Here is a 15,557-nt window from a genome sequence, read left to right on the forward strand (position 1 = left end):
TTACTTAACCTTAAAATCCAAAAATCATGTCTAAATTAAGCATCTATGAAAGCAAGTGGACCGATCTTGTTTTCGAAAACAAAAACAAAGAGTACGGAGCGTATCAATTACGCCAAGAAAATTCTAAAACAACTGTCAATGCGTTGTTTACGGCCTTGTTATTAATAACAGCCGTGGGAAGTGTATCGATGCTGGTTAATAAATTTAGTATTGATAATGCTGTTGATACAGAACCGGTAATTTACAAGCCTTTAGTAGTAACTGATCTTAACGACATTGTGAAACCCAAAGTTGAAGAGTACATTGCACCTCCTGCACAAAAACAAGAGCCTGCATCACAAGCTCCTGTTACTTCATCTCAATTAACAAATCCTGTTATTACTCATGCTGATCAAGCAGTTACAGAAATTGCAACAAACAGAGAAAACACTCCTGTTGTAGACAACACTACTGCCGGACCTGGAACAGGCGTTAATACAATGCCAACAACTGGAGGGCCAGGAACTGGTGAAATTGACACACCTGTAGTTCAAGGACCTTATACGCCTGCTGCATTAGACAAAATGCCAGAGTTTCCGGGCGGGATAAAAAATTTCTACACTTATGTGGGCAAAAATTTTACCCGACCAGAATTGGATGAAGAAAGAACTTTACGTGTTTACGTTTCTTTTGTAATTGAAAGAGACGGTTCAATGACTGATATTTTAGTTAAAAACGATCCGGGTTATGGATTAGGAAAAGAAGCTGTTAGAGTTTTAAAATCATTAAAAACAAAATGGGCTCCGGGAATGATTGACGGAAAAGCAGTTAGAACTGCCTACAATCTTCCAATAACAATACAAACACAACCAGAATAAAAATACAAGAGCAGAACTTCGGTTCTGCTTTTTTTATATAAAAATCCGCCATAAAAGATTAAAAAAATTAAGCACTTATTAAACCTTAATTTTCTTAATCTCTTAATAGTTAGAAACAATTTTTTATTCTCTATTTTATTTACTTTTACAAGACACTAAAAAATTAATCAAAATTAAAAACAAATAAAATGGGAATATTTTCAGCTCTTATGGGCAACGCAGGAACTGTAAGCCAGGAAGATTTACTAAAGAAATACGGTCAGCTTTTAACAGATAATGAGGAAATTGAAATGGGTTTTAAACTAATCCGTGACACTTTTATTTTTACCAACAAAAGATTAATCCTGGTTGATGTACAAGGATTAACAGGAAGCAAAACCGAATACAAATCTATTGCTTACAAAAGCATTACCCGATTCAGCGTAGAAACAGCAGGAACTTTTGATCTTGATGCTGAGTTAAAAATCTGGGTTTCGAGCGAATTAAACCCAAGCATTGTAAAACAATTTAATAAATCAGTAAATGTGTATGATGTTCAAAAAGTTTTGGCACATCATGTTTTAGGTTAATTTGAAGCATAAAAAAACGGCAGATTTAAATCTGCCGTTTTTTATTTTCTTAAAAACTATTTTTTCTTCGTTGTAGTTTTCTTTGTAGTAGTTGTTTTTTTCACAGTCGCTGCTTTCGGAACTGTATTGTCTATTTTTTGCTGTACGTATGGTTTGTAAACACCGTCTTTTTCAGCTCTTGCTTTAGCATCATCAGCTCTTTTCTTAGAATCTGGGTGAGAGCTCATCATTTGATCAATAAATGAAGCCTCTGCTCCTTCACTCATTTTTGCTAAAATTCTAAAAGCAGATTCTTCTGCATTTACGTTATAACCATTTTTCTTCAAGAAATTGTATGAGTATAAATCCGCCTCTGTTTCTTGTTTACGGCTGTGTTTACTATCGATTAAAGCACTTCCTATTTTTCCTAACTGACTGTCTGTTACTGCAGAAATTTTAGCCGATTGTGAAGATGCTCCGTCAATTAATGCTTCTTTTTGATAAGCTGCACGCATTGCATCTCTTGAATCGTTGTTTGCAACGTGACCAATTTCATGACCAATTACTGCCAGCAATTCATTGTCATCCATAATATCCATTAAACCTGAATATACACGTACACTTCCATCAGCAGTTGCAAAAGCATTTACTTCTTTTAATTTGTAAACTTTATAGTTTAAGGTAAAACCTTCACCGGCAGTGTGCTTTCCAAAAACACGGTTTAATCTTAAAGTATAACCGTCATTTGGTCCTGCTACTTCATTAGTTGAGTCCAATTTGCGAACTGCTTCTTTAGACAAAGCCGCAGCATCTGCATTACTCAGCGTAAAACTGGCAACACCTTTTTGAAGTGCTCCAATCGCTTTATCACCTAAATTAATCTGCGCATTCATATTTGTAAAACCAAATGCTGCAAATAAGAATCCTGCTATTATAATTTTCTTTTTCATGTTTTTTATAATTACAATTTAACAACAAATGTAGCATAACATAATGCTATTTCATTTCACTCAGAACTTGTTTTTTCAACAAATTAAAGGTATAAATTTTAAATGAGCTTATAACTATTTGCTGCTATTATTGATAGCTGTAACCTTGAAGCAAAAAAAACGGCAAGTTCTTTACAGAATTTGCCGTTTTTAGGTTTTATAGAAAAATTATTTCTTTTTTGCAGTTGTCTTTTTAGCAGTAGTTTTAGCTGGTGTTTTTGCTTTTACAGGTGCAGTATTATCAATTTTCTGCTGTACATACGCTTTATACAAACCATCTTTTGTTGCTTTTTTCTTAGCATCATCTGCTCTTTTTCCAGAATCAGGGTGTGAACTCATCATTTTGGTCATAAAAGAAGCCTCTGCTCCTTCACTTAAATTTTGAAGAATTCTAAACGCTGCTTCTACAGCATTTACATCATAACCATTTCTTTTCATGAAATCATACGAAAATGAATCAGCTTCAGATTCCTGCTTTCTGCTGTGTTTGCTGTCAATCATTGCGCTTCCTATTTGTCCCAATTGAGATTTTGTCATAGTCTCAATTTTTCCTGACTGCGATGAAGCTGCATCTAGTAAAGCTTCTTTTTTATAAGCCGCTTTTACAGCGTCTCTTGAATCATGATTTACTACGTGGCCAATTTCATGTCCAATAACGGCAAGCAGTTCATTATCATCCATTATATCCATTAAACCGGCAAATACACGCACACTTCCATCTGCGCAGGCAAAAGCATTAATATCTTTTACTAAATAAACTTTATAGTTTAAAGTAACTCCCTCACTTGAAATATGTTTTCCAAATACACGATTCAATCGAATTGAATATCCGTCCTCAGGTCCTGCAACAGGATTATTTGCATCCATTTCGGCAATTGATTCTTTAGCTAAAGCGGCAGCATCTGCGTCGCTAAAAGTAAATCCTGACACCCCTTTACTCAAAGCTCCCATAGCTTTGTCTGAAAGTATTTGTGCATTCATTTGAGTAAAACTAAAAGCTGCCAATAAAATTCCTAATACAGTAAATCTTTTTTTCATGTTATTAAACTTTAAATTAACAACAAAATTACTACAGCATAAATTTCACATGACCCAAAAACGTCAAATTTATAATAGAATAAGACAGGATTTAAAATTTTAAAAATCAGACTAAAACATCAAAATATTAAAGAAGAATAAAAAAACAAACCATAAAAACTCTATAAATACAAATAATTAATATTTGAACTTACTATTTTTAAATGAAATGAGAATGTGTAAAAAGCAAACGAAAACTAAATTAGCATCTCCAAATAAACTACATTCCGTATCTTTGTATTCAGATTTATGATATATGGAAACAGTCATTGAAAACATACCACCTGCAAAACCAAAATGGTTGAAGGTAAAATTACCTATTGGACAAAAATATACTGAACTGCGCGGTTTAGTTGACAAATACAGTTTAAATACAATTTGCACCTCTGGAAGCTGCCCAAATATGGGAGAATGCTGGGGTGAGGGAACGGCAACTTTTATGATTTTAGGAAACGTTTGTACACGTTCTTGCGGTTTTTGCGGTGTTAAAACCGGCAGACCTGAAACGGTAGATTGGGACGAACCTGAAAAAGTAGCACGTTCTATTAAAATCATGAATATCAAACACGCTGTAATTACAAGTGTTGACAGAGATGATTTAAAAGATGGCGGTTCTATCATTTGGATGGAAACCGTAAGAGCCATCCGCAGAATGAACCCAAATACTACTCTTGAAACTTTAATTCCGGACTTTCAGGGAATTGAAAGAAACATTGACAGAATTGTTGAAGCAAATCCTGAAGTAGTTTCGCATAATATGGAAACTGTTCGTCGTTTAACACGCGAAGTACGTATTCAGGCGAAATACGACAGAAGCTTAGAAGTTTTACGCTACCTGAAAGAAAAAGGAATAAACAGAACCAAATCTGGAATTATGCTTGGACTTGGTGAAACCGAGGAAGAAGTGTACCAGACAATGAGAGATTTACGTGATGCAAATGTTGATGTTGTTACGATTGGCCAATACTTACAGCCAACTAAAAAACATTTGCCGGTAAAAGAATTCATTACTCCTGAATTGTTTGCTAAATACGAAAAATACGGTATAGAATTAGGTTTCCGTCATGTAGAAAGCGGCCCTCTTGTTCGTTCTTCATACAAAGCACAAAAACACATTTTATAGAATAAAGTTTAATCGTCTAATCGTTTAATTGTAAAACCGATTAAACGATTAAACAGTTAAACGAATAAACAAGAAATTGAAAACAAGAATTGCTATTAATGGTTTTGGAAGAATTGGAAGAAATTTATTTCGTCTTCTTATAAATCATCCTGAAATTGAAGTTGTTGCAATTAATGATATTGCAGATAATAAAACCATGTCGCATTTAATAAAATACGACACTATTCATGGAGTTCTTCCTTTTGCTGTAAGTTTTGACGAAGAAGGAATTATTGTCAACGAAAAACATTATTTATTTTTTCATGAAAAAAGTATTTCAAATCTGGACTGGAAAAGTCATTCGATAGATTTTGTAATTGAATCGACAGGGAAATACAAAACACATGAAGAATTAAATGCACATATTGAAGCCGGAGCAAAAAAAGTGATACTTTCTGCCCCATCAGAAGTTGATACAATTAAAACAGTTGTTCTTGGTGTAAACGAAAATATATTAGACGGAACAGAAAATATTGTTTCTAATGCAAGCTGTACTACAAATAATGCTGCACCGATGATAAAAATCATCGAAGAACTGTGCGGAATTGAGCAGGCTTACATCACCACAATACATTCTTTTACGACAGACCAAAGTCTTCACGACCAGCCGCATAAGGATTTACGCCGTGCGAGAGGAGCCAGTCAGTCGATTGTTCCTACAACAACAGGTGCAGCTAAGGCATTAACGAAAATTTTTCCTAAATTGCACGAAAAAATCGGGGGATGCGGTATTCGTGTACCTGTTCCCGATGGTTCATTGACAGACATCACGTTCAATGTTAAACGTGCTGTTACTATTGAAGAAATTAACATTGCATTTCAAAAAGCCTCAAAAACAAATTTAAAAGGAATATTAGATTACACAGAAGATCCTATCGTTTCTGTTGATATAATTGGCAATACACATTCGTGCTTGTTCGACGCACAGCTTACTTCTGTCATAGACAAAATGGTAAAAGTTGTAGGATGGTACGATAACGAAATTGGCTATTCATCACGATTAATCGATTTGATTTTACTGATAAGAAAAACATAAGATTCATTGTAAAAGCGCTGCCATACATGAAGTACTACTATCTTTTAATTGTTGTTTGTTTTTTAAATCCATTTTTGTATTCTCAAACCAAACAGAATACAGACAGTATTTCCTATTATAACAAACTGGCAAATAAAAAACTGAATAGTAAAGAATACAATGAAGCGGTTCTTTTGACAAAAAAATCTATTGATTTTTGCGAAACAAACCACATTCCCGAAGATTTAGGCAATCAGACTTTTAAGCTTGGTAAAATATATTACAATCAGCGGAAGTACGATGAAGCTTTAAAAAACTTTCATAAAAGTGCAGCTTCTTTTGACAGTATAAAACCAACCTGCACTAAAATTTTAGCCCTTCACTATATTGGCGCAGCAAATACCGCACAAGGAGATTATAAAACTGCTGATATTTATTACCTAAAAGCTCAGAAACTCTTAAAAGAGCTTGGCGTAGTAGACAGTTCTGAAATTTTGAACTTTCAGAAAGCAATGGCGTTTAAAGCAAATAAAAACTATCCGTTAGCCCTTAAAACTTTTCAAAAAATAATAAAAAAACCAGATAATTCATCTGTAATAAAAACAAAAATCAAATCGTATTATCAACTCGGATTAATTGAAACCCAGTTAAAACGTAACGATTCTGCCATGATTTATTTTGATAAAGCTTTAGATTACAATGAAAAAACAAACGATCTGGCTCAAAAATCAAAAATTGTCTTAGCCATAAGCCGGTACTATAAGCAAAATAAAAACTACGACCTCGCCTACTCGTATTTAGATGAGCATTATCAATTAGAAAATTATATTTTAAAGCTGAAAAATGCGAAAATTGATTTTAATGAATTTGAAAAATTCAAAAAAAATCAAAACCTAAACAATACCATTAAAAGAGAAAGTGAAGAAAAAATTCAGTTAAAAACCTATCGGTATTCAAAATTAGTAAGCATTCTGGCAATTGCCTTAATCTCTATTTTATCGCTCTTAAGTTTAGCTTTATATAAAAACAATATTATTCGTAATCAAAATAATCTGCTTTTAAGAGAAAAAAACAAAGAGCTTATTCTGGCTAAAAACAAAGCAGAAAAAGCATCAAAAGCAAGATCTGAATTTTTATCAACTGTAAGTCATGAACTCCGGACTCCGCTAAATGCGATCAACGGAATTACTCATTTACTTCTGGAAGACAATCCAAAAAAGGCACAATTAAAATATTTAGAGTCGTTAAAATTCTCAGGAAACTATTTAACCACTTTTATCAATGAAATTCTCGAAATCAACAAAATCGATTCTACAAAAGTTGAAGTCGAGAACATTAGTTTCAATTTAAAAGAATTGCTTTTTAATATTCAGAGTTCTCTCAAAGAACTGGCAACGGCCAATAAAAACTACTTCAATCTTGAGATCGACAAAGCAATTCCTGACATCCTGATTGGTGATCCAACAAAATTATCTCAAATTATATTAAACCTAATTAACAACGCCCTAAAATTTACTCAAAACGGACAAGTTAGTGTTATTGCAAAATTATTTGCAGAAGAAGACGAAAACGCAACTGTTTATTTTGAAATCGTAGATACCGGAATTGGTATTCCAGAAGATAAACTGCAGACTGTTTTTGAAAGTTTCTCGCAAGGTTCTATTGAGGTTAATAGAAAATATGGCGGAACGGGCTTAGGGCTTACGATTGTTAAAAAGTTAATTGAACTTTTAGGTGGCGAAATCAAACTAAAAAGTGAAGTGGGCAAAGGATCGACTTTTACTTTTAAATTAAATTTTAAAATTAATAACGAACCATTGGAAGCAGTTACAGAAGAAAAACCATATAACGATAAACAGCTTAAGCATAAATCTATTCTGTTGATTGAAGACAATAAAATCAATCAAATGATAACAAGAAAAATGCTTGAAAACAAAGCGATTACCTGCGAAATCCTGGACAATGGCGAAGAGGCAGTTGAGCTTTTAAAAGTAAAACGTTTTGATATGATTTTAATGGACGTTCATTTACCTGGAATAAACGGAACTACAGCAACCCAGCAAATTAGAGAATTTGATAAAACCACTCCAATTATTGCACTAACTGCTATTTCTCTTGACGAAAACAGAGATATGCTTTTATCATTTGGAATGAATGATGTTATTACCAAACCTTTTGTTCCTGATGTATTTTACAGTACAATTGCTAAATTCTTTGATTGATTCTTTAAAGCTGCTAAGGTTCTAAGTTTTCTTTTATATACTGCAAAATCGAAACGTCAAAATTTTGCTGGTGATTTATAAATGTGCTTTTTATGGGCAGATAATACAATTGTGAAACCAGCTTAGAATCTTTTAAACGAACATAATCTTTTTCGGTTGTAATTATTTTTCTGCCATTTGCTTTGTTTTGAATCGATTCTAAGTCGGCATCAGAAAAATGATGATGATCAGGAAAGGTTAAACATTCATCATTTTCATTTTTTAAATACTCAAAAAATGGTTTAGGTTTTGCAATTCCGGCCAAAAGTAATTTCGATTCTGATTTAATTTCTGCAGCCGATATTTTTTCATCTTTACCATAAATTTCAACATCGTAGTCGATATAAGTAAAAAAGATCTGCTGAGAGCAGCTTAGTTTTAATTTCAAACGAATTTCGGCTTGTTTTTCTTCTGATAAATTTTTTGGGCATTTTGTAACCACAACAATATTGGCTCTGTTTGCTCCGCTCCTGCTTTCTCTTAAATTTCCCGTTGGAAGCATAAAATCATCTGCGTACAAATCATCATAAGAAGTCAATAAAATATAAAATCCCGCTTTTACTTTTCGGTGCTGATAAGCATCATCTAATAAAATAACCTGCGGTTTTACATTCTGCGAAAGCAATTGCGTGATTCCGTTAGTACGATTGGCATCAACGGCAACCTGAACATCTGGAAATTTTTGATAAAACTGAAAAGGTTCATCTCCCAAAATTTCGGCATTAGAATTTTCATCGGCCAGAACAAAACCCTCAGACTTTCTTTTGTAACCGCGGCTCAAAGTGGCTGCTCTATATTTGTTAGACAATAATCGAATTAAATATTCTATTTGAGGAGTTTTTCCGGTTCCGCCTACACTCAGATTTCCTACGGCAATAACCGGCAAATCGAATGAAGTTGATTTCAGGATTCCTTTATCAAAAAGAAAATTACGGATGCTGGTAATCAATCCGTATAAAATGGCAAATGGAAAAAGTATTTTTCGAAGTAAGTTCATAGAATTATTTATCTGAATAATGACCCATTGCAGAAATTACAAATACAGTTACAACTTCGTCATCTACACGATAAATTAACCGATCTTTTTGGTTAATACGTCTTGACCATAATCCTGAATATTCATATTTTAATGGTTCTGGATTTCCAAAACCTTCATATGGATTCTCTGTAAGATCGATTAAAATTTTAGCAATATTTTTAATAGAAATTTTATTTCCTGATTTTTTGTGTTTTTCAATGTCCTGATTGGCCACCTTAGTTACTTCAACCCTAAACTTCCCCATATATCATCTGGATTTAGCGTTGTTGTTTCACCGTTTTTAATATTTTCTTCTGCTTTTTTAACTTTCTCAACAAATTCAGAACTATAAATACTTGGCTCCTCATTAACCTGCCCATAATCTGGCTCAACTATTTCAATGCCTTCAACACCTTTAAAAAACGTCTCAAACATAGCCATAAATGCTTTTCCTGTTTTCGTTTTCTCGTCAATTTTTATTGTAGTCATGACTTATGATTTAGAATTACAAATATACAAAATCGTATACTTAGTATAAATAATATATATTAATAGTACAAATAATGTATAATAATTAGTATATATTCCCAAACAAGAAACCCTTGATCGAAATAGGTCTCAAAAAACTTTTTTTTTCGTTAATTTGTTATAAAGTTTCAATTTACACAACATAAAAAACCTGAAACTTGAAACCTGAAACAATAATTTACATGAAAATCAAAGATATAATAACCGTACTAGAAGAAATGGCACCTCTTGCCTATGCAGAAGATTTTGACAATGTCGGCCTTTTAGTTGGTAATCCGGAAACAGAAAGTACCGGAATTTTAGTCTGCCACGATGCGTTGGAAAATGTAATTGAGGAGGCAAAAACCAAAAACTGCAATCTTGTTGTTTGTTTTCATCCAATTCTTTTTTCAGGAATTAAAAAAATTACAGGCAAAAATTATGTTGAACGCGCCATTTTAAAAGCTATCAAAAATGATATTGCTATCTATGCCGTTCATACTGCTTTAGACAACCATTTGCAAGGCGTTAATAAAATTTTCAGTCATGCATTGGGTTTAATCAACACCAGGATTTTAATTCCAAAACAGCAGTTTATTCAAAAATTAGTTACTTATACCGTACCTGATAATGCAGAAAAAGTCCGCAACGCAATGTTTGAAGCCGGCGCAGGAACAATTGGAAATTATGATAACTGCAGTTTTAACTCTGAAGGATTTTTTACTTTTAAAGGAAACGAAAAAAGCAATCCGGTTATTGGTGAAAAAGGAAAATTACATACCGGAACTGAAATAAAAATCGAAGTTATTTTTGAAAAACATTTACAATCCAGAGTTTTAAAAGCACTTTTAACCAATCATATCTATGAAGAAGTCGCTTATGAAATCTACGATTTGCAAAACGCACATCAAAATATTGGTTTAGGAATGATTGGCGAACTTGAAAATGAAATGGATGAAAAAGAATTTCTTTTGTATGCAAAAGATATTATGATTGCAAGAGGTATTCGTCATTCGGCTTTTACAGGAAAAAAAATAAAAAAAGTAGCCGTTTTGGGCGGATCTGGAAGTTTTGCCATTAAAAATGCAATTCAGGCTGGAGCCGATGCTTTTTTAACCGCTGATTTAAAGTATCATCAGTTTTATGAAGCCGAAAATAAGTTACTTTTGGCAGATATTGGTCATTTTGAGAGTGAACGCTATACAAAAAACTATATTGTTGATTATCTTCGAAAAAAAATTCTTAATTTTGCGATCATTTTATCAGAAGAAAATACAAATCCAGTTAAGTACTTATAGAATATGACGAATACGAAAGAATTAAGTGTTGAGGACAAGTTAAGAGCAATATACGATTTACAGCTTATTGACTCTAGAATTGACGAAATCAGAAACGTTAGAGGAGAACTTCCTTTAGAGGTTGAAGATTTAGAAGATGAAGTTGCAGGTTTGAGCACTCGTTCAGAAAAACTGAAAGGTGAACTTGAAGTGATTGAGGAGCAAATCAAAGCAAAGAAAATTGCTATTGAGGAGCATAAAGAGGTTATCAAAAAGTACACAAAACAACAAGAATCAGTACGTAACAACAGAGAATTTAATTCTTTGACAAAAGAAGTTGAATTTCAGGAATTAGAAATTCAATTGGCTGAAAAGCAAATCAAAGAAATGAAAGCTTCTATCGAGCATAAAAAAGAAGTTATTTCTAACTTAAAAGAAAAACTTGATGCTAAAAGCTCTCATTTAAAACATAAAAAATCTGAATTAGATGCTATCATGGCAGAAACTCAGAAAGAAGAAACTTTCTTAACTGAGAAATCTGCTGAATATTCAGCACAAATCGAAGACAGATTATTAGCTGCTTACAACAGAATCAGAAGCAGTGTTCGTAACGGATTAGCTGTAGTTTCTATCGAAAGAGGAGCTTCTGCAGGATCTTTCTTCACGATTCCGCCTCAAACTCAGGTTGAAATCGCTTCAAGAAAAAAAATCATTACTGATGAGCACTCTGGAAGAATCTTAGTTGACACACAATTAGCTGAAGAAGAAAAAGAAAAAATGGAACAATTGTTCTCAAAATTCTAAATATCAAGTCCCGATTTAATCGGGACTTTTTTTTACGTTTATTTTGCCACGAATTCCACGAATTTTCACAAATTATTTTTTAATCTATTCGTTTGAGAATAAAAAATTCGCGCCCATTTGTGTAATTCGTGGCAGACCTTTTTTTATCTTTAGAAAAAATTTAAGTTTTGAAAATTAAAAAAGGAATTCGTTTCATCACATTAAAATCTGTTGGCACTTATATTAATTTTTTAAGTTACGTGCGTCCGCAAAAGGCTCTTGAACTTTCTTATGCACTTTTCAGCCAGCCCAGAATAGGCAGATTACAAAAAGAAAAACTTCCTAAAGTTTTACAAAATACAGAGACAGAAATTTTTCACCACAATGAACACCATTTTCAAACTTATGTCTGGAAAGGAAATGAAACCAAAATTTTATTAGTTCACGGCTGGGAAAGCAATTCATCACGCTGGAAAAAAACACTGCCTCATCTTCAAAAATCCGGAAGTACAATTATAGCGCTTGATGCTCCTGCACACGGACAAAGCAGCGGAAAAGAATTTAATGTTCCTCTTTACGCTGAATTCATCAATAAAGCAGTCGAAAAATATCAGCCGGAAATTATAATTGGACATTCTATTGGCGGCGCAGCCTGCGTTTATCATCAATATTTATTTCCGAATACAAGCATCAATAAAATGGTAATTCTTGGCGCTCCTTCTGAATTAAAAACTTTGATTGACAATTATGTTTCAATGCTGAGTTTAAACACCAAAATGTTTTCTCTTTTAGAAAGCAAATTCCTGGATCGTTTTAATTTTAAACTAGAAGATTTCTCAGGACAAAAATTTGCATCTCAATTTACTATTCCAGGTTTTATTGCACATGATACTTCAGACAAAATAGTTGCTTTTGATGAAGGAAAAAAAATAGCCAGTAATTGGAAAAACAGCCAGTTTATTGAAACCAGCGGTTTAGGCCACGGAATGCATGATGATGAATTATACGATAAGGTAATTGAGTTTCTTTTTTCTTCTGAAGAGAGAAAGTAACAAAGATTCAAAAGGACAAGTTTTTTTTTAAATCTAAAGTCTGAAATCTAAAATTCTAAGAAGTCTAAATTTTAGCTACTTTTGCAATATGGAAGAAAATTTAAAACGTCTGAATAAATTTATAGGTGAAACGGGTTATTGTTCTCGTCGTGAAGCCGATAAATTAATTGAAGAAGGACGCGTAACAATAAATGGTGCAGCTGCTGAAATGGGAACTAAAGTTTCATCAGATGATGAAATACGCATTGACGGTAAATTAATCGTTGAAAAACACGAAAAATTGGTTTATCTGGCTTTTAATAAACCAGTAGGAATTGAATGTACCACTAACTTAGAGGTTAAAAATAATATTGTCGATTATATTAATTATCCTAAACGTATTTTCCCAATTGGAAGGCTGGATAAAGCGAGTGAAGGATTAATTTTTATGACTAATGACGGTGATATCGTAAACAAGATTTTGCGTGCCAGAAACAATCACGAAAAAGAATATACGGTTACAGTTAACAAACCTATTACAGAACGTTTTATTCAGCGTATGGGTAATGGAGTTCCTATTTTAGATACTGTCACAAAAAAATGTAAAGTAGAGCAAATCAGCAAATACACTTTCAAGATTATTTTAACGCAGGGATTAAACCGTCAGATTAGAAGAATGTCTGAGTATCTGGGTTATGAAGTTACTGCCTTAAAACGTATTAGAATCATTAATATCTCGCTGGATGTTCCGGTTGGGCGCTACCGTGATTTAACTGATGCTGAAATTAAAGAATTAAATAAATTAATAGAGCCTTCGAGTAAAACTGAAGAAGCGAGTCTTCCAAAGGCTGCAGCTCCAACTCCAAGTCGAAGATCAACGTTTATTTCTAAAAATGATCCTAGATTTAGAAAAAGAGGCAACAATTAATTTCTCTCATAAAAAAAGGCGTATTGAATATCAATACGCCTTTTGTTTTATTTAAATTTTGAATTAGATTTTGTTGTTAAAAATTCTTAATTCATTTTCAAAAATGTAGTAAACTGACTGTGTAGCAAAATCTACTTCATAGATTGGACGCATGTTTTCGAATAAGATTTTATCTAATTCTGTTCCGTCATCTTTTCTTACTTTAACTAAAACTTTTTTCTGAGTTGCCTCATCTTTAGCAAAGATATAAGAGAAATCACGGCTTTGTCTCATTGCATCAAAACGCTGTGAAAATCTTTTAGAAACGTCAGCTAAAGCTGCAGAACCTGCTGCCTGTTTTGCTGCTCTGTTTAATTGTTTGTCGTTTTGTTTTTTAATAACACTTGAACCTGTTTCCTGTCCTGTAGCCGGATCAATGTAAACCATTCTCCACTCAGATCCTACAGCAGCATTATATCCAGCAGAAACTCCTAAACCAATAGATCCTGCAGTTGCTAAAGCTTGTCCCCAAGCTCTTCCTCCGTCACCAGGCTGTGTATAGATTCTGTGGTATAAAACTTTTCCTTCTTTACTTACTCCCATAACTTCTGTAGGTCCAGAAAGGGCTACTCCCCATGAAAATAATTCGATAGAATTTAATTCTTTTTCTTTTTTGATATTAACCTTTGCAAATGGGTCCGGTTTATCTTTTACAGTAGTATTGAATTTGAAAAGTTCTTCGTCGTTATACACTAAGAATTGATTATTTTCTTCGTCAAAAACGTTTAATAAAGGACGTTTTGCGTTGAATTTCAAGTTTCCTCTCCATAATTTTTTACCAGTTTTATAATCTACCATGTTACCATAAGTAGCTGTTAAGTATAAAACTTTATCATCAACTTTACCTAAGTAGTTAATTGCATCTTCTTTATCATCAGAAATTTCGATGAAGCTTTTCCATTTTTTCTGACCGTCTTTGTCAATCAGCATCATTTCGTTTTCAGCAACATATAAATAATCACCGTCAATAGAAATTACTTTTTTCAATCCGTCGCCGCGAGCATCTTTTTTCCAAACTTTAGATCCGTCTTTTAAATTATAAAAGTTGAATCCGCTGTTGTGAGCTACAAGGATTTTATCTCCCCAATCTTCTAAATAAACAATGTATTTTGTTTTGATAGCATCTTCCCAGATTGGTTTTCCAGTTTCAGCATCTAATACGTTTAAGTATTGTTTAAATGAAATTAATCCTTTGCTGTTAATTACAACTAAGTTTTTATCATTTTGAGTTGGGAATACTTTTGTATATTCTAATTCTCCAACCCATTTTAAAGCACCTGTATTTCTGTCAATTGCAGATAATCTACCCATGTAAAGAGAATAGATTGTATTAGCACTTACTTCTGCTTCGTTAGAAAAGTTTGCTTTAAAAGTAAACATCGAAGCAAATGCGCTTTTTGCATCTCCCTGCTCTGTTTTCCATAATACGTTTCCTGTATTAAGGTCGATTAATGACGCGATCACTTTTCCGTTTTCAGCACCTTTTACTAAATATTGGTTTTCACCATATAAAAATTGACTGTTAAAAACAGTGTATTTATAGTTAGCAGAATTGTAAACTACTTTTCCATCAAGAGTATTGATTAAAACAGTTTTGTAGTTCACTAAAGCCTCAATGTATGGAGTACCATCGATATTCTTTAAAATTCTTTTGCTTGCAAATAAGTTGTCTGTGTCTAATTTGCTTAATGCCTCAAGCGTAGTTCCTTCACCAACAGCTTTATCAGCATCAAAACTCCAAGCTTCTGCTTTAGTTTCAGGGTTGATCCCCTTTACAACATTCCCTTCTTTAACAACAATAACCCCTGTAATAGGATTTTGCATTAAATCTTCGATTTTCGAATTCATTTTTAACACTTCATCAGCTGTTCTCTGGGCGAAACCAGTGAAGCCGGCGAATGTTAAAAAAAGAATCATAGTAATTTTTTTCATAGTTTTCTGCAGGTTAAGATTTTATATTAACTTTAACAATTTGTCAGCAAATATCTTATAATAGAAATTAATTAGCAAGGCTATAAGTAAAAAAAATCTTTATAAAAATAAATTAATTTTTCATAAAGATTTC

15 protein-coding genes are annotated in these 15,557 nt (G+C 33.0%); 9 read left to right on the forward strand and 6 right to left on the reverse strand.

Annotated elements, in window-relative coordinates:
- Positions 1-26: 26 nt before the first annotated feature.
- Together FJOH_RS01200 and FJOH_RS01205 are read left to right on the forward strand one after the other, a co-directional pair.
- A complete protein-coding gene (locus FJOH_RS01200; protein ID WP_012022331.1) occupies positions 27-857 on the forward strand; it encodes an energy transducer TonB in 831 nt (276 codons plus the stop codon).
- A 188-nt stretch (positions 858-1,045) separates the two neighbouring features.
- A complete protein-coding gene (locus FJOH_RS01205) occupies positions 1,046-1,426 on the forward strand; it encodes a PH domain-containing protein (protein WP_012022332.1) in 381 nt (126 codons plus the stop codon).
- A gap of 56 nt (positions 1,427-1,482) precedes the next feature.
- Here FJOH_RS01205 and FJOH_RS01210 read toward each other — a convergent pair whose 3' ends face one another.
- Both FJOH_RS01210 and FJOH_RS01215 read right to left on the reverse strand, forming a co-directional pair.
- Positions 1,483-2,355 (reverse strand): M48 family metalloprotease, encoded by an 873-nt coding sequence (locus FJOH_RS01210; RefSeq protein WP_012022333.1) that lies wholly within the window; start codon positions 2,353-2,355, stop codon positions 1,483-1,485.
- A 207-nt stretch (positions 2,356-2,562) separates the two neighbouring features.
- Positions 2,563-3,432, reverse strand: a complete 870-nt coding sequence (locus FJOH_RS01215; protein ID WP_012022334.1) for a M48 family metalloprotease — start codon at positions 3,430-3,432, stop codon at positions 2,563-2,565.
- 295 nt (positions 3,433-3,727) lie between these two features.
- Here FJOH_RS01215 and lipA point away from each other — a divergent pair, with 295 nt between their 5' ends.
- The 3 genes from lipA (at position 3,728) to FJOH_RS01230 (ending at position 7,870) form a co-directional block, all read left to right on the forward strand.
- On the forward strand, positions 3,728-4,594 hold the full coding sequence (gene lipA / locus FJOH_RS01220; RefSeq protein WP_012022335.1) for a lipoyl synthase: 867 nt from the start codon (positions 3,728-3,730) through the stop codon (positions 4,592-4,594).
- A 76-nt stretch (positions 4,595-4,670) separates the two neighbouring features.
- Positions 4,671-5,669: a type I glyceraldehyde-3-phosphate dehydrogenase gene (gene gap, locus FJOH_RS01225; RefSeq protein ID WP_012022336.1), complete on the forward strand. Its 999-nt coding sequence runs from the start codon at positions 4,671-4,673 to the stop codon at positions 5,667-5,669.
- A gap of 26 nt (positions 5,670-5,695) precedes the next feature.
- Positions 5,696-7,870 (forward strand): tetratricopeptide repeat-containing hybrid sensor histidine kinase/response regulator, encoded by a 2,175-nt coding sequence (locus FJOH_RS01230; protein WP_012022337.1) that lies wholly within the window; start codon positions 5,696-5,698, stop codon positions 7,868-7,870.
- A gap of 13 nt (positions 7,871-7,883) precedes the next feature.
- Here the strand turns inward: FJOH_RS01230 and lpxK are convergent, their stop codons facing one another.
- Genes lpxK through FJOH_RS01245 form a run of 3 tightly spaced genes read right to left on the reverse strand, consistent with a single transcriptional unit; the run spans position 7,884 to position 9,416 of the window.
- Positions 7,884-8,906 (reverse strand): tetraacyldisaccharide 4'-kinase, encoded by a 1,023-nt coding sequence (gene lpxK / locus FJOH_RS01235; RefSeq protein WP_012022338.1) that lies wholly within the window; start codon positions 8,904-8,906, stop codon positions 7,884-7,886.
- A gap of 4 nt (positions 8,907-8,910) precedes the next feature.
- Entirely contained in the window at positions 8,911-9,192 is a 282-nt protein-coding gene (locus tag FJOH_RS01240) for a Txe/YoeB family addiction module toxin (RefSeq protein ID WP_012022339.1), read from the reverse strand.
- Complete coding sequence (locus tag FJOH_RS01245) at positions 9,168-9,416, reverse strand: DUF2683 family protein (protein WP_012022340.1); 249 nt, start codon at positions 9,414-9,416, stop codon at positions 9,168-9,170. Before FJOH_RS01245 ends, FJOH_RS01240 begins: the two co-directional genes overlap by 25 nt.
- Positions 9,417-9,637: 221 nt before the next feature.
- Between FJOH_RS01245 and FJOH_RS01250 the strand changes: the two genes are divergently transcribed.
- The 4 genes from FJOH_RS01250 (at position 9,638) to rluF (ending at position 13,453) form a co-directional block, all read left to right on the forward strand.
- On the forward strand, positions 9,638-10,732 hold the full coding sequence (locus tag FJOH_RS01250) for a Nif3-like dinuclear metal center hexameric protein (protein WP_012022341.1): 1,095 nt from the start codon (positions 9,638-9,640) through the stop codon (positions 10,730-10,732).
- Between the two features lie 3 nt (positions 10,733-10,735).
- Entirely contained in the window at positions 10,736-11,515 is a 780-nt protein-coding gene (locus tag FJOH_RS01255; protein WP_012022342.1) for a zinc ribbon domain-containing protein, read from the forward strand.
- Between the two features lie 167 nt (positions 11,516-11,682).
- Entirely contained in the window at positions 11,683-12,546 is an 864-nt protein-coding gene (locus FJOH_RS01260; protein WP_012022343.1) for an alpha/beta fold hydrolase, read from the forward strand.
- An 88-nt stretch (positions 12,547-12,634) separates the two neighbouring features.
- On the forward strand, positions 12,635-13,453 hold the full coding sequence (gene rluF, locus FJOH_RS01265; RefSeq protein ID WP_012022344.1) for a 23S rRNA pseudouridine(2604) synthase RluF: 819 nt from the start codon (positions 12,635-12,637) through the stop codon (positions 13,451-13,453).
- 63 nt (positions 13,454-13,516) lie between these two features.
- Here rluF and FJOH_RS01270 read toward each other — a convergent pair whose 3' ends face one another.
- Positions 13,517-15,340: an outer membrane protein assembly factor BamB family protein gene (locus FJOH_RS01270; protein WP_235023087.1), complete on the reverse strand. Its 1,824-nt coding sequence runs from the start codon at positions 15,338-15,340 to the stop codon at positions 13,517-13,519.
- Positions 15,341-15,557: the final 217 nt, after the last annotated feature.

The organism is Flavobacterium johnsoniae UW101, from assembly GCF_000016645.1.
In the GTDB taxonomy this organism is placed as follows: Bacteria; Bacteroidota; Bacteroidia; order Flavobacteriales; family Flavobacteriaceae; genus Flavobacterium; species Flavobacterium johnsoniae.

Coding starts and splice junctions, on each gene's coding strand:
- FJOH_RS01245 (WP_012022340.1), bottom strand. CDS start 9,416: ATGACTACAATAAAAATTGACGAGAAAACGAAAACAGGAAAAGCATTT.
- FJOH_RS01215 (WP_012022334.1), bottom strand. CDS start 3,432: ATGAAAAAAAGATTTACTGTATTAGGAATTTTATTGGCAGCTTTTAGT.
- FJOH_RS01230 (WP_012022337.1), top strand. CDS start 5,696: ATGAAGTACTACTATCTTTTAATTGTTGTTTGTTTTTTAAATCCATTT.
- FJOH_RS01200 (WP_012022331.1), top strand. CDS start 27: ATGTCTAAATTAAGCATCTATGAAAGCAAGTGGACCGATCTTGTTTTC.
- rluF (WP_012022344.1), top strand. CDS start 12,635: ATGGAAGAAAATTTAAAACGTCTGAATAAATTTATAGGTGAAACGGGT.
- lpxK (WP_012022338.1), bottom strand. CDS start 8,906: ATGAACTTACTTCGAAAAATACTTTTTCCATTTGCCATTTTATACGGA.
- lipA (WP_012022335.1), top strand. CDS start 3,728: ATGGAAACAGTCATTGAAAACATACCACCTGCAAAACCAAAATGGTTG.
- FJOH_RS01250 (WP_012022341.1), top strand. CDS start 9,638: ATGAAAATCAAAGATATAATAACCGTACTAGAAGAAATGGCACCTCTT.
- FJOH_RS01210 (WP_012022333.1), bottom strand. CDS start 2,355: ATGAAAAAGAAAATTATAATAGCAGGATTCTTATTTGCAGCATTTGGT.
- FJOH_RS01255 (WP_012022342.1), top strand. CDS start 10,736: ATGACGAATACGAAAGAATTAAGTGTTGAGGACAAGTTAAGAGCAATA.
- FJOH_RS01270 (WP_235023087.1), bottom strand. CDS start 15,340: ATGAATTCGAAAATCGAAGATTTAATGCAAAATCCTATTACAGGGGTT.
- FJOH_RS01240 (WP_012022339.1), bottom strand. CDS start 9,192: ATGGGGAAGTTTAGGGTTGAAGTAACTAAGGTGGCCAATCAGGACATT.
- FJOH_RS01205 (WP_012022332.1), top strand. CDS start 1,046: ATGGGAATATTTTCAGCTCTTATGGGCAACGCAGGAACTGTAAGCCAG.